Below are 14,401 nucleotides of genomic sequence, written 5' to 3'. Positions count from 1 at the left end.
CCCGCCTGCGGGAGCGGACACCGCACCCCAGGGGTGTGCGCTCAGAACATCGAGATGTGCACGTGGTCGTAGTGGTTCTCGGTGATGCTGCCGCGGTCGGCCATGCGGCGCCACCCGTCGTTGCGGCGGATGTCCCAGATCTCTTGCCGCCAGATGACGTACATGATGCCGAGGTCTTCGGCGTGCTCCACGGCCCAGTCAGCGATGGCTTGCCCGTGCGCCTGCTGTTCCGGGGTGGGCATCTGCCCGTGGGCGTTGACCATGAAGTCGCAGGCCCGCCCCTTGGGGTGTTCGCCGACGACCCAGCCGCCGTTCGGGCGGTAGCAGCCCACACCGCCGTTCTCGTCGTTGCGGCCGAATTTCTCGATGATGAGGTCGCGCATCTGGCGGGTGCGCGGCGTGAGGTTGTCCGGCGGGGTCATCTCCTGCACTGGGTATTTGGCGATGAGCCTGCGGACTTCCCACCGGCGTTCTTCGAGCTCTTCGAGGTCGGCTTCGGCCTCTTCCAGTTTCTCTTCGGCGTTGGCCTGCGCTTTTTCGTCCCGCTCCATCGCTTCGAGCAGGTAGGAGATCTTGTCGTTGTTGGTGTGGGACAGGTGGTCGACGATGGAGACGGTGTCGATGATCTCCTGCGGGTTGGGGTCGAGCAGGATGCTCAGCGCCGGGTCGAGGCCGTTGCTGGTGTAGGTGGCCACCGCGAGGTAGCGGACTTGTTCGCGGGCTTCGTCGACTTCTTTGCGCGTGGCGTCGGCGCGTTCTTTGGCCGCTTCGGCTTCTTCGAGGACGGCTTCCATGTCGCGGAGTTCGCCGCGGTACTCCTCGCTGAGCTTGTCGGCCCGCTCCAGCAGCGAGTCGAGGCTTTCTGCGGGCGCCACGGGAGCGGCGGGCGCTGCCTCCGCCCGGGGGGCGGTGTGCACGGACAGGAAGGCCGTGACGAGAATGAGGGAGAGCACCGCGGCCGCGAAGGAGAGCCGCTGCGGGCCGTTGACACGGGGGGCGAACAGTTCGGCGAGGTCAGCCAGGTGGTCGCGCCAGGTCCCGTCGGTGGGGTCGGGCGCCCAGAAATCGGCGTAGGGATCGGTGTGACCGTCGCCGCGTGAATGCTTGGACAGCATTTCTTCGCTCCTCGGTAGCCACAGAGGTCCCGCGTGCGGGGTTTACCGGGTGTGAGGGAAGCGGGTCCCCTGCTCCTGGGGTAAGGCCGGAGGCCGCTCGTGGGGTGTGTGGGGGAATAGGCGGCCGGACATTGCTCGGCTGAACTGAGTGTAGGCGGCTTTGCCGCGGAAAACAGACACCTGTCGCGATCTCCCAGTTTCGGGAGGTAAAGGAAAAATCGCTAATTCCTACCTGTATTATGGCTTTTAGGGGCGTCTGGAGGTCCCGGCGGGATACGGGGGGACAGCCTCCCCGGCCGCAACCGCGCCGACCGGAGGTGGTATTGGTGCGGGACTGTCATGTCGAAGCATGCGACTCCTTCGGGGGGAAACGTGATCAACGCTGTGGACCTCCATAAGGTCTACCAGCTCAAGGGGCGTGAGGTGGTCGCTTTACGCGGTGTCAGCCTCCACGTGCCGCAGGGGGAGATCTACGGCGTCGTCGGGCCGAGCGGTGCAGGGAAGAGCACGCTGCTCCGCTGCATCAACCTCCTGGAACGCCCGGATCGAGGCGAAATCTGGGTTGATGGGAGAAATCTCACTGCGCTGCCCCCACCCCAGTTGCGCGCGGCCCGACGCGGGATCGGCATGATCCACCAGCATTTCGCGCTGCTGTCCTCCCGCACGGTCGCGGGCAACGTCGCCTTTCCCCTGGAGATCGCGGGAGTGCCCCGGGCCGAGCGGCGCCGCCGGGTCGCTGAACTGCTGGAGCTGGTGGGCCTGGCCGACAAGGCCGCGGCGTACCCGGCCCAGCTCTCCGGCGGGCAGAAGCAGCGGGTGGGGATCGCCCGCGCGCTCGCCCCGCGCCCCACGGTGCTGCTCTCGGACGAGGCCACCTCGGCTTTGGACCCGGCGACCACGGCCTCCATCCTCGACCTGCTGCGCGACCTCAACCGCGAGCTGGGGCTGACCATCCTGCTGATCACCCACGAGATGGACGTGGTCAAACGGATCTGCGACGCCGTGGCGATCATGGACCGCGGCTCGGTGGTCGAAACGGGGCGGACCGTGGACCTGCTGCGCACCCCCGGGTCGCTGTTGGCGCGGTCGCTGTTCGCACCCCCGCCCGTCTCCGGGGACGGCGTGGTCACGCTGACCTGGGTGGACCAGGCCGAGGAACCGCTCATCTCCCAGCTCACCCGGCTCTTCGACGTGGACGTCAGCATCCTCGGCGGGGCGTTGGAGGAGGTTGCCGGGCATGCCGTGGGCCGGCTCACCGTCCGGATCACCGGGGAGCGCAGCGCGGAGGCGCTCACGTACCTGACCGACCGCAACGTGCTGGTTGAGGAGGTCCCATGACCGGATGGTTGGACGGGCTGGTGGAGCGCTGGCCGCAGATGGGGCCGAACCTGTGGTGGGGCACCCTGGACACCCTCTACATGGTGGGGTGGTCCACGTTCTTCACCGCACTGTTCGGACTGCCGCTCGGGGTGCTGCTGGTCACCACGGACGAGCGCGGCCTCACCCCTGCCCCGGCGGTGCGGGCCCTGCTCAGCGCGGTGGTCAACGTGGGGCGCTCCCTGCCGTTCATCGTGCTGATGGTGGCGGTGCTCTCCCTGACCAGGCTGCTCACCGGGACCACGCTGGGGCCGACCGCCGCCATCGTCCCGCTGAGCATCGGCGCCATCCCGTTCTACGCGCGGCTCGTGGAGACCGCGCTGCGTGAAGTGGGCCGCGACGTGGTCGACGCAGCGCAGGCGATGGGGGCGCGCCGGATCGTCATCGTCGGCAAGGTCCTGCTGCCCGAAGCGCTGCCCGGGCTGATCGCCGGACTGGTGATGACGGTGGTCACGCTCGTCTCGTACTCGGCCATGGCCGGGGCGATCGGCGGCGGCGGGCTCGGCGACCTCGCGATCCGCTACGGCTACCAGCGTTTCGACGACTACTACCTGTGGGCCACGGTCATCCTGCTGGTCCTCGTGGTCCAGGTGGTGCAGAGCGTCGGCGATGTGCTCGTCCGCCGGGTGTCCCACCGGTGAGGCGAGGGCTCGGTCCCCGCATGGGCCGAGCCGACCAGGAATGTTCCATCGAAAGGAGAGGGGCAGGGAATGCGCAAGGCGTTTGCGGCCCTGGGAGCAGTGGCACTGGCCGCGACACTGGCGGCGTGCGGGGCACCCAGCGAGACGGCGCGCAACGGGGGAGCCGACCAGGAGGGGCTGACCACGCTGCGGGTCGGGGTCAACCCGGTGCCGCACGGGGAGATCCTCCGGTACGTCCAGGAGAACCTCGCCGCGGATGCGGGACTCAACCTGGAGATCGTGGAGATCGCCGACTACAACCAGCCCAACCAGCAACTGGCCCAGGGGGAGCTGAACGCCAACTACTTCCAGCACCGCACGTTCCTGGAAGAGTGGCAGAAGGCCAACCCGGGCGACGAGCTCGTCTACGTCAGCGACGTGCACGTGGAGCGGCTGGGGCTGTATTCGAGGAAGCACGAGAGCTCGGCGGACCTGCCGGAGGGCGCCGAGATCGCGGTGCCCAACGACGCGGCCAACCTGGACCGCGCGCTGCGGACGCTGGAAGCCGAAGGGCTGATCACGGTGGACCCGGAGGCCGGGGCGCTGGCGACCGAGTCCGACATCACCGACAACCCCCGCGGGATTACGGTCACGCCGTTGGAGGCGGCCCAGTTGCCGCGGTCGCTGGACGATGTGGACGCCGCAGTGGTCAACGGCAACTACGCGATCGAGGCGAACCTGACCGAGACCGCGAACGAGCTCGCCTGGGAGCCCAGCGACTCCCCGGACTACATCGAGAAGTACGCCAACGGGCTGGTGGTCCGGGCTGAGGACGTGGACGATCCGGCGATCCGCACGCTCAGCGAACTGCTGCGCAGCGACGAGGTGCGCGAGTACATCGAGCAGACGTGGCAGGGCGTGGTCTACCCGGTCGGCGACCGGGAGTGAGCCGCGGCTGACCGTGCAGCGTGGCGCAGTGCCGCCTGGTTTTTCTGGAAAACCAGGCGGTTTTTTCGTTTTCTGCGGGGGCGCAAGACTTTTCAGGTAACGGTTGTATTTCGCAGGCGCGGTCTGGGATTGACGGATCACAGTGGTGTGGGCCACGCTCTTGGGAGCGCTCCCATGCGGGGGATCACACGGGACGCGCAGTAAGACATTCCCACTTTGAGCGAGGGGTCGCACATGCGAACTTTTCACCGTCGGTACTGGAAGACGACCGCTGCGATGCTGGGCGTAGTGGCGCTTCTCGGCACCTCTGCGTGTAGCGGCGACGATGAAGCCGACAGCGACGGCAAGATCACTCTGACCGTCGACACGTTCGGGGTCTTCGGGTACGACGAGCTCTTCGAGCAGTACATGGAGGAGAACCCGAACATCATCATCAAGGAGAACAACGTCACCGACCTGCACGCCGACTACGTGCCCCAGCTCCAGCAGAACATTGCGGCAGGCAGCGGCGCCGGTGACATCGTCGCCATCGAGGAAGGTATCGTCCAGCAGTTCTTCCTCAGCCAGGGCGACAACTTCGTCGACCTCGCCGAGTACGGCGCGGAGGAGCTGAAGGACAACTTCCTGCCCTGGAAGTGGGAGATGGGCAAGGGCCCGAACGGGGAGATCCTCGGCCTCGGCACCGACATCGGTGGCATGAGCATGTGCTACAATAAGACGCTCTTCGAGGACGCGGGCCTGCCCACCGACCGGGAAGAGGTCAGCGCGAGCTGGGAGACCTGGGACGACTTCATCGAGGTCGGTAAGAAGTTCCAGGAAGCCCAGACCGGCGCCTCCTTCATCTCCACGACCGTCCCCTACTTCAGCGCCGTCAACGCCCAGGGCGGCACCCACACCTTCTTCGACGAGGACAACAACCTCGTCGCGGAGACCAACCCGGTCATCCTGGAGAGCTGGGACCTCATGGTGCGGATGGTCGAGGAAGGCCTCTCGGCCAACCTGCCGATGTGGTCTGACGAGTGGAACGCCGGTATCCAGAACAACGTCTTCGCCACCCTGCCCTGCCCGGCCTGGATGCTCGGCCACATCGAGAACACCGCGGGCGAGAGCGGCCGCGACCAGTGGGATGTCGCGAGCGTCCCTGGCAACGGTGGTAACTGGGGCGGCTCCTGGCTGGCAGTGACCACCCAGAGCAAGCACCCTGAGGAGGCCGCGAAGCTGGCCATGTTCCTCACCAGCCCCGAGGGCCAGATCTCCGCGTGGAACGCCGCCAACACCCTGCCGTCCTCGCCGAAGGCCCTGGACGACCCGGCGGTCACCGAGTTCACCCGCGACTACTTCAACGAGGCCCCGGTCGGCAAGATCTACGCCGAGACCGCCAAGGAGCTGAAGCCCGTCTACTACGGCATCCACCACGCCCAGGTGAGCGAGGAGTTCCGTAAGGCCCTCGAAGCCATGGAGCAGGGCCAGCTCTCTCCGGAAGAGGCCTGGCAGCAGGCGATCGACGGCGCCAAGCGGGCCTCGGGCCAGTAAGCCGTCCCGGAACTCACACGAACCGCGAGTGATGACGCGGACCCGTCCCGTTGCCTAGTCCTCGACGGACGCCCGCAACAGGACGGGTCCGCACACCCCGTACACCACAAATCCCCTAGCTGACGGCCCGTCCCCCGGCTCCCCCTCCTCCCTCTCCCGAATGGCGCGGGCGGGCCGTCCTCTCTTCCATCTGACATCTGACCTCTCACGGTGAGGAGAGCTTGACGTGACTCTTCTTAGGCGTGGCGCCGCCCCGCCCGGGGACAAGGAGGCGACCAGCCTTCCCCGACCCGGGAACGACGCCGTGACGGAGAGGGAGCGCAGGCAGATCTTCTGGACCCGAATGGATCTGCGGGTCACCCCTTATCTGTTCATCGCCCCCTTCTTCATCCTGTTCGCGATCTTCGGCCTGTTTCCGCTGCTCTACACCGTCTGGGTGTCGCTCCACGACTGGACGCTGCTCGGCGGAAACCAGGGGTTCAACTGGTTCGCGCACTACACCAGGCTCGTCCAGGACGCCAAGTTCTGGAACTCGCTGTACAACACCTTCGGCATCTTCGTCGTCGCGGTTGTTCCGCAGCTGCTCCTGGCCATGTACCTGGCCGACACGCTGAGCCGGAGGATCCGCGCGGTCAACTTCTTCCGCATGGGGCTCCTGCTGCCCTACCTCACCTCGATCGCTGCCGTGGCGATCGTCTTCTCCCAGCTGTTCGGTACCCAGTTCGGTCTCATCAACTACGTGCTGGGCTTCTTCGGCATCGACCCGATCAACTGGCAGGCAGGCCGGTTCTCCTCGTGGGTCGCGATCGCGGTGATGATCGACTGGCGCTGGACCGGCTACAACGCGCTGATCTACCTGGCGGCGATGTCGGCCATCCCCCGGGAGATCTACGAGGCCGCTGCCATTGACGGGGCGTCGCGCATGCGGCAGTTCTGGCAGATCACCATCCCCATGCTGCGGCCCACCATCATCTTCACCGTCATCGTCTCCACGATCGGCCAGATGCAGCTCTTCACTGAGCCGGTCATCTTCGGCGACGTGGCGGGCGGTACTCAAGGACAGTTCCAGACCACGATGATGCTGATCTTCGAGGAGGCGTTCCGCTTCAACAACTACGGGTACGGCTCCGCGATCGCCTGGACGCTATTCATGATCATCGTGGTGCTCAGCGCGCTGAACGCGCTGCTCACCAGCAAGATCAAGGGGGCATGATGGCTGCGACTTCGACCCCGTCTTCTCCGTCTGTGTCGGCAGTCCCCCAGTCCGCGAAGAAGCGGAAGCGGAAAAACGGCGGCAGCATCGGTATGCGGGAGGCGACCCCGCTCACCTACATCGGGCTGTCCCTCACCATCCTGCTGTCGGTCTTCCCCCTATGGTGGATGTTCGTCGTGGCCAGCCGCGACACTGCTGCCGCCTCAGCCCGTCCACCCTACCTGTGGCCCGGCGGGAATTTCCTGGAAAATCTGGAACGCCTGTTCACGAACACCACCGCCAACTTCACGCTCGGTCTGCTCAACTCGACGATTTCCGCTACCGCCGTGGCGCTCTCGGTGGTGTTCTTCTCCTCGCTCGCCGGGTTCTCCCTGGCCAAGCTGCGCTTCAAGGGCCGCAACGTGGCCGCGGTCGGCGTTGTGCTGACCATGGCCGTGCCTGTGCAGATGGGAATCATCCCGCTGCTGATGCTCATGGAGTGGTTCGGCTGGCGCGGCCAGATCACCGCGATCATCGTGCCCTTCATGGTCAGCGGCTTCGGCGTGTTCATGATGCGCCAGTACTGCATCCAGGCGATCCCTGACGAACTGCTGGAAGCGGCGCGTATGGACGGCTGCTCCACGTTCCGCATCTACTGGAACGTGGTCCTTCCTGCCCTCCGCCCTGCGATGGTGGTGCTCGGCCTGCTGACGTTCATGACGCAGTGGAACGAGTTCACCTGGGCGCTGGCGGTGCTGACTCCCGCCAACCCGACCGTCCAGATCGCCATCAACCAGCTCAACCAGTCGGCGTACTCGCGTGACTTCGCGCTCATGTTCACCGGGTCCGTCGTCGCAACCCTCCCCCTGCTCATCCTGTTCTTCGTCCTCGGCCGTCAACTCATCGGCCGGATCATGGAAGGTGCCATTAAGTGACCTCGCAATCGACGACTCCTCTGGGCAATCTCGAGGAGACTCCCAAACCGGATATCCGCTTCCCGTCCGATTTCGTGTGGGGAGTGGCGACCGCTTCGTTCCAGATCGAAGGCTCCACCACGGCCGACGGCCGCGGCCCCAGCATCTGGGACACCTTCTGCGCCACTCCGGGCAAGGTCGAGAACGGCGACACGGGCGACCCTGCCTGCGACCACTACAACCGGTACCGCGATGACGTGGCCTTGATGCGGGAGCTGGGCGTGGGCGCCTACCGCTTCTCCATCGCCTGGCCGCGGATCCAGCCCGAGGGCAAGGGCACGCCCGTGGAGGCCGGGCTGGACTTCTACGACCGGCTTGTGGACTGCCTGCTGGAGGCCGGCATCGAGCCGTGGCCGACCCTCTACCACTGGGACCTGCCGCAGGCGCTGGAGGACGCGGGCGGCTGGCCCAACCGGGACACGGCCAAGCGGTTCGCCGACTACGCGGAGATCGTCTACCGCCGGCTCGGCGACCGGATCACCAACTGGAACACGCTCAACGAGCCGTGGTGCTCCGCGTTCCTGGGCTACGCCTCCGGCGTGCACGCCCCGGGCCGCCAGGAGCCGGCTGCTGCGCTGGCCGCCGCCCACCACCTGATGCTGGGCCACGGGCTGGCCGCTGCCGTGATGCGGGACTTGGCGGGCCAGGCCGGACGTTCCGTGCGGATCGGTGTCGCGCACAACCAGACCACGGTCCGTCCCTACACTGACAGTGAGGCCGACCGGGACGCTGCGCGCCGGATCGACGCCCTGCGGAACCGCATCTTCACCGAGCCGCTGGTGAAGGGCCGCTACCCGGAGGACCTGATCGAGGACGTCGCCGCGGTCACCGACTACAGCTTCGTCCAGGACGGCGACCTGAAGACCATCTCCGCCAACCTGGACATGATGGGCGTCAACTTCTACAACCCGAGCTGGGTGTCAGGCAACCGGGAGAACGGGGGCTCCGACCGGCTGCCCGACGAGGGCTACTCGCCGTCGGTCGGCAGCGAGCATGTCGTGGAGGTGGACCCCGGCCTGCCGGTGACCGCCATGGGCTGGCCGATCGACCCGACCGGGCTGTACGACACGCTGACCCGGCTGGCCAACGACTACCCGGGCCTGCCGCTGTACATCACCGAGAACGGCGCCGCCTTCGAGGACAAGGTGGTCGACGGCGCGGTGCACGACACCGAGCGGATCGCCTACCTGGACTCGCACCTGCGGGCCGCGCACGCCGCCATTGAGGCGGGCGTGCCGCTCAAGGGCTACTTCGCCTGGTCGTTCATGGACAACTTCGAGTGGGCCCTCGGGTACGGGAAGCGGTTCGGCATCGTGCACGTGGACTACGAGAGCCAGACGCGCACGGTGAAGGACAGCGGCTGGTGGTACTCCCGGGTGATGCGCAACGGGGGAATCTTCGGACAGGAATAGTCCGCCAGACCGAGAATAGATAGGTCAAAATCTCGCCGTCCCGGCGGCTTCCACGGTACAAACAAGGAGGATGCCGGGACGGCGCGGTCGTGGGTTGGGGGAACAAGGATGGAGCGTCGGCGACGTCCGACACTAGAGATGGTGGCCGCGTTGGCCGGGGTCGGCCGAGGCACGGTGTCTCGGGTGATCAACGGCTCTGACCAGGTCAGTCCGGCCACGCGAGAGGCCGTGAAGCGGGCGATCAAAGAGCTGGGCTACGTGCCGAACCGCGCAGCCCGCACCCTGGTCACCCGACGTACCGACACCGTAGCCCTGGTGGTGTCGGAAAACAACCAGAAGCTCTTCGCCGAACCCTTCTATGCCGGGATCGTGCTCGGCGTGGGGGTTGCTCTGTCCGAACGGGGATTCCAGTTCGTCCTGGCCACGGGCCGCTCCGGGATAGAGCATGAGCGGCTGGGCGGCTACCTGGCCGGACAGCACGTCGACGGGGTCCTCCTGCTGTCGCTCCACCGCGACGACCCGCTGCCGCAGATGCTGGACGAGGCCGGGGTGCCGTACGTCTACGGCGGCCGTCCGCTCGGCGTCCCCGAAGAACAGGTGTCCTATGTCGATATCGACAACATCGGCGGGGGACGCCAGGCCACCCAGCGGCTGATCGAGACCGGGCACCGGCGGATCGCTACGATCGCGGGCCCGCAGGACATGGTCGCTGGTGTGGAACGCCTCCAGGGGTATCGCGAAGCACTGCTCGCCGCGGGGATGGAGTACGACGAGACGCTGGTGAGCTACGGTGACTTCACCTACGACAGCGGGGTGGCCGCGATGCGGGAGCTGCTGGATCGGGCCCCCGACGTGGACGCCGTGTTCGCGGCCTCCGACTTGATGGGGCTGGCCGCGCTGCGGGTGCTGCGTGCTTCGGGCCGCCGCGTGCCCGAGGATGTGGCGGTGGTCGGCTACGACGACTCGACCGTAGCCGAGCACGCCGAACCGCCGATGACCAGCGTCAACCAGCCCACCGAGCTGATGGGCCGGGAGATGGCCCGGCTGCTCGTGGACCGGATCACCGGGGAGACCACCGAACCGGTGCGGCTGGTGCTGGAGACCCATTTGATGGTGCGGGAATCCGGGTGAGGTCCGCACGTCGCCCTAGATCCGCGCCCGCGGTGGACGACACCCGCTGACTGGGCCGCGCTGACGCGAGGATAAAGAGGACAACGGGAGGCAGGCGGAAGCCGGTGGAGACGCTCCGAGCACGGTGCGAAGTGGACGACTGCGAGTGGTGCGCGCAGAGCGGTGTTCCGTGCCGCTGCTGCGGCGGGAGCGGCCAGTGGCGGCCGGAGCGGCCGAAACGCGACCCTGACGGGGTGATCGGCTGGATCCGGGTGGTGGAGATGTGCCGTATGTGCGGCGGCACCGGCAAAGAGCACAATCCGCTGTAACCGGCGGCCGGATGAGGGGCCCGCGCAAAGGGGACCGGTAGGTTTCCCCCGAGGACGGTGCCTGGGCGTGGGGCCCGGGACTGCGGACAGGGGGTGCACGATGCGCTGGGTTACCTATCTTTCCCCTAGCGGGGGCGAGCAGCGTCCCGGAGTAGTGGACGACGGCTGTGTGTTCGGCTATCCGGGGCCTGAGGATCTGCCCCAGCTGCTGGCGAAGGGCACTGCCGCGCTGCGGGAGGCCCACCGGCAGGCGTTGGCGGAGCCGGTGGAGATCATCGTGGAGTTCGAGACCCGGTTGTGCGCCCCGTTGGTCCCGGAGCGTCCGCTGACCGTGGTCCGCGTGGAGGCGGACCCGCTCGCCCTCCACCCGGCGCTGGTGCGCGGCACGGATGACGGCGTGCTGCTTCCCCCGGGGACCGGTGTGCTGGACGCCGAAGTGGGCGTGGCCGCGTTCGCCTCCAGCACGGGGGAGGTCGTCGGGTACACGCTCGCCTGCTTGTGGAGCACGCCGCAGCGGAAGACGGTCGCGGTGACGCTCGGTCCGGCACTGGTGACCGAGGAGGAGCTCGACGGTGCCGCGGTTTTCCCGTTCACGGTGAGCGTGGACGACGTGGCGGCCGCCCAGGGGACGGTGGAGCGCGGCCTGCTGGCCCGCCGGGCCGAAGCCGACAGGGGGCCGGTGGGGGTGCTGCCCGCGCGGGTCCGGTCGCTGGCCGCGGGCGCGGAGTTCTTTGTCGACGCGGGGCTGCTCGGCATGTTCGAACTGCGGGTCGGCTCCGGTACGGGCACCTGAGGAGCACGGGGCCGACCCCGCGTGGCGGGGACCGCAGCCTTGCGTGGCGTCCACCACGCTGCCAGGAGTTTTCCACAGACCTTATACGGACGTGCACAAAAAGTTATCCATGTGATGGAATGGGGCTGCGCCATCCTCACAGTACGGGAACTTCTGGCGGAAAAGGGCGCAAAAGACTAGACCAGTGAGACGTAACGGTATACACCGTTTGTAGGTAGTTCCGGTGATTAGGGACGATCGGGGTAGTGCGGGGCACCTGTCCCAATTGGTACGCTAGCGGCTCACGTACGCTGTTCCCGGTTCAGCGCTGCGCGACGCCACAGCCTCCCACTTTGAGGCTCCGCGGCGACAAGATCTCCCTTCTTGTTACCGGGTCCCCTACCCATGACACCTCCGACGGCGCACTGTGGTACGCACAGCGGGCCGGATGGTGCTTGTCCGGTACCCACCCCACGGGGCCTGTGAGTCCGAAAATGCCCCAGGCGGTGACACGAAAGGTTGCGAAGGTCCGTGTCGACACGAGCGACAAACAACGGCGCTGACGCCAAGGACGACGCGCCGGAGCAGGCCGAGAAGACAGAGACCACGGCCAAGCGCCCCGCCAGACGGTGGGACCCCAGGAACTGGCGCGTCCGTTCCCGGTTGGTGGCGCTCGTTGTCGTCCCCACCGCGGCCGCGCTGATTCTGGGAGTCGTCAGATTCTCCGAGAGCGCCCTGAACACGTTCCGGAACGAGCGCACCGAGGCGATGGTGACGCTCGCCGAGGACATCGTGCAGTTGGGCAACGAGCTCGGTAAGGAGCGCATGCTCGTTGCCGCCTACATCGCCGACAACCCCAACCCCACGCGGCGCTCCAACGATCGCGCGGTCGCGCTGCAAGAGCAGCAGAAGATCGTTGACCAAGAGCTCAACGACGTCCGTGCAGGAGCGAACGAACTAGGCACCCCCTCCGACCCGCTCGTCAAGGAGCGGCTCGACATCATGCTCGACTCCTTGGAGAAACTGAACGGGGTGCGGGAGGAGGTCACCAGCACCAGGGTCACGATGCTTCCGGCGGTCACCAAGTACCGCCAGATCATCTCCACGCTCACCGACTTTGTGGAGACGCTGGCCAACGCCACCAACACCTCTTCGGAGCTGCGGGAGAGCGTCCGTGCGCTCAGCGCGCTCGGCCGGGCCCGGGACGACCAGTCCTACGAGGCCGCGCTCATGGTGCACTCCCTGATCCGCGACTCGATGTCCGGCGGTGTGCAGGACTCGATTGAGAGCACCCAGGCGCGCTACAACAACGAGATCCGCAACTTCCGCAACAGCGCGACCCCCGCGCAGGAGGCGCTGCTCGACGAGAACTACGGAGGCTTGGACGTCAGCCGGCTGGGCACCATGCGGCTGCGTGCCCTGCTGAGGGCCGATGAAGGCCAGCCGCTGACGGGGATCACGGACGGGGACGACGCGGACAGCTACCAGCAGACGGCCCTCAGCGCTCTGGACACGCTGGCCAAGGTGGAGAGCTCCCTGGCCAGGATGGTGCGCGCCGAGGCGACCGCCCACAAGGAGCAGGGCCGCAGGCTGCTGCTCTTCGACAGCATCACGGTGCTCTTCGTCGTCGTCTTCGTCTTCTTGACGACCTCGTGGGTGGCGCGCAGCATGGTGATCCCGCTGCGGGTCCTGCGGGACGGCGCGATGCGGATCGCCGCGAAGGACCTGCCCGAAGCGATCGTCCGGATGCGCGAGACGAACGTGCGTCCAGAAGAGGTGAAGATTACCCCGCTCGAAGTCGACTCCTCCGACGAGTTCGGCGAGGTGGCCCGCTCCTTCGACGAGGTGCACCGCTCCGCGCTGCGGCTGGCTGCTGACGAGGCCGCCCTGCGGGCCAACGTCAACGCGATGTTCGTGAACCTATCGCGGCGGAGCCAGAGCCTGGTGGAGCGGCAGCTGCGCCTTATCGAGCACCTGGAGCAGAGCGAGCAGGACGAAGAGCGTCTGGCAGAGCTGTTCCAGCTCGACCACTTGGCCACCCGCATGCGCCGCAACAACGAGAACCTGCTGGTCCTCTCCGGGCAGGACAACACCCGCAAGTGGGCCCAGCCGGTTCCGCTGGTCGACGTGCTGCGGGCCGCGGTCTCCGAGGTGGAGCAGTACGCGCGGGTCAACGTGCGCGCCCCCTCCCACGTGTCGGTGCTGGGCCGCCCAGTCAACGACGTCATCCACCTCATCGCCGAGCTGGTGGAGAACGCCACCGTGTTCTCCGCGCACGACACCCAGGTGTCGGTGACCGCGCAGGCTGTCGACAACGGCGACATCATCATCGAGATCACCGACTCGGGTATCGGTATGTCGGCCGAGGAGCTGGAGAGCGCCAACCAGAAGCTCGCCGAGCCTCCGGTGATCGACGTTGCGGTCTCCCGCCGCATGGGTCTGTTCGTGGTGAGCCGCCTGGCCAACCGGCACGGTATCGAGGTGCGGCTGCGTCCGGCGCACAACGGCGGTATCACTGCCGCGGTGCGGCTGCCCAACGACCTGCTCATCACCCCGGTCGAGCCGACGCCTCCGGCGCTCACCTCGGGGCGTGGCACCACTGTTCCGGACACGTACGCCGAGGCGACCGCGGCGTTCGCGTCGTCGCCGGCTCCGGCGGATCCCGCGGACAGCGTGTGGGAGCCGCGTACCAGCAACGACCGCCCGGTGTGGGAGCCGCGCACAACCCCCTCGGGGCTGCCGAAGCGGCCCGACCCGGCGACCCGTGCCGCCCAGCAGGGCCAGCAGACCCCGCCGGAGCACCCGCCGAGCGGCGAGGACCTGTGGGACGCGGGATGGAAGCGGTCGGTGTCCCGCACCACTTCCCCCCAACCGGTGGCGGACCGTCCGGAGACGCCGCGCACGGAAACCCCGCGTCCGGAGACCCCGCGTCCGGAGACCCCGCGGACCGAGACTCCGCGCACGGAGAGCCCGGCGGACACCACGTCGACGTCGGCGATACCGACGGTGTCCGATTCGC

General features: G+C 67.4%; 12 protein-coding genes. 11 read left to right on the top strand and 1 reads right to left on the bottom strand.

Going from position 1 to position 14,401, the window contains the following annotated elements:
- Positions 1 to 41: 41 nt before the first annotated feature.
- On the bottom strand, positions 42 to 1,115 hold the full coding sequence (locus TF1_RS03020) for a coiled-coil domain-containing protein (protein ID WP_011291377.1): 1,074 nt from the start codon (positions 1,113 to 1,115) through the stop codon (positions 42 to 44).
- 384 nt (positions 1,116 to 1,499) lie between these two features.
- On the opposite strand from TF1_RS03020, the gene TF1_RS03015 reads away from it, so the two are divergent.
- The 11 genes from TF1_RS03015 to TF1_RS02965 form a co-directional block, all read left to right on the top strand.
- Positions 1,500 to 2,453 (top strand): methionine ABC transporter ATP-binding protein, encoded by a 954-nt coding sequence (locus TF1_RS03015; RefSeq protein WP_038043468.1) that lies wholly within the window; start codon positions 1,500 to 1,502, stop codon positions 2,451 to 2,453.
- Complete coding sequence (locus TF1_RS03010) at positions 2,450 to 3,133, top strand: methionine ABC transporter permease (protein WP_011291379.1); 684 nt, start codon at positions 2,450 to 2,452, stop codon at positions 3,131 to 3,133. Before TF1_RS03015 ends, TF1_RS03010 begins: the two co-directional genes overlap by 4 nt.
- Before the next feature lie 69 nt (positions 3,134 to 3,202).
- Complete coding sequence (locus tag TF1_RS03005) at positions 3,203 to 4,060, top strand: MetQ/NlpA family ABC transporter substrate-binding protein (protein ID WP_011291380.1); 858 nt, start codon at positions 3,203 to 3,205, stop codon at positions 4,058 to 4,060.
- Positions 4,061 to 4,294: 234 nt separating this feature from the next.
- On the top strand, positions 4,295 to 5,593 hold the full coding sequence (locus tag TF1_RS03000) for an ABC transporter substrate-binding protein (RefSeq protein WP_081638427.1): 1,299 nt from the start codon (positions 4,295 to 4,297) through the stop codon (positions 5,591 to 5,593).
- Positions 5,594 to 5,936: 343 nt separating this feature from the next.
- Positions 5,937 to 6,806, top strand: a complete 870-nt coding sequence (locus TF1_RS02995) for a carbohydrate ABC transporter permease (RefSeq protein ID WP_016188417.1) — start codon at positions 5,937 to 5,939, stop codon at positions 6,804 to 6,806.
- Positions 6,806 to 7,720, top strand: coding sequence for a carbohydrate ABC transporter permease (locus tag TF1_RS02990; RefSeq protein WP_061783644.1), 915 nt, complete (start codon positions 6,806 to 6,808; stop codon positions 7,718 to 7,720). The genes TF1_RS02995 and TF1_RS02990 overlap by 1 nt, the downstream gene beginning before the upstream one ends.
- A gap of 20 nt (positions 7,721 to 7,740) precedes the next feature.
- Positions 7,741 to 9,171: a GH1 family beta-glucosidase gene (locus tag TF1_RS02985; RefSeq protein ID WP_038043471.1), complete on the top strand. Its 1,431-nt coding sequence runs from the start codon at positions 7,741 to 7,743 to the stop codon at positions 9,169 to 9,171.
- 108 nt (positions 9,172 to 9,279) lie between these two features.
- A complete protein-coding gene (locus TF1_RS02980; RefSeq protein ID WP_011291385.1) occupies positions 9,280 to 10,302 on the top strand; it encodes a LacI family DNA-binding transcriptional regulator in 1,023 nt (340 codons plus the stop codon).
- Positions 10,303 to 10,406: 104 nt separating this feature from the next.
- Positions 10,407 to 10,610 carry a hypothetical protein gene (locus TF1_RS02975; RefSeq protein WP_081430397.1) on the top strand — a complete coding sequence of 68 codons (204 nt, stop codon included), beginning with the start codon at positions 10,407 to 10,409 and terminating at the stop codon, positions 10,608 to 10,610.
- 100 nt (positions 10,611 to 10,710) lie between these two features.
- The gene (locus TF1_RS02970) at positions 10,711 to 11,403 is read left to right on the top strand and encodes a hypothetical protein (RefSeq protein ID WP_011291386.1); all 693 of its coding nucleotides are present in this window, start codon (positions 10,711 to 10,713) and stop codon (positions 11,401 to 11,403) included.
- Between the two features lie 510 nt (positions 11,404 to 11,913).
- The coding region (locus TF1_RS02965) for a sensor histidine kinase (RefSeq protein WP_061783643.1) at positions 11,914 to 14,401 on the top strand (2,488 nt) is incomplete at its 3' end.

Source organism: Thermobifida fusca NBRC 14071 = JCM 3263, from assembly GCF_001592045.1.
Lineage (GTDB): Bacteria > Actinomycetota > Actinomycetes > Streptosporangiales > Streptosporangiaceae > Thermobifida > Thermobifida fusca.
The sequence above is the reverse complement of the archived record's forward strand: the minus strand, read 5'-3'. Positions and strand labels throughout refer to the sequence as shown.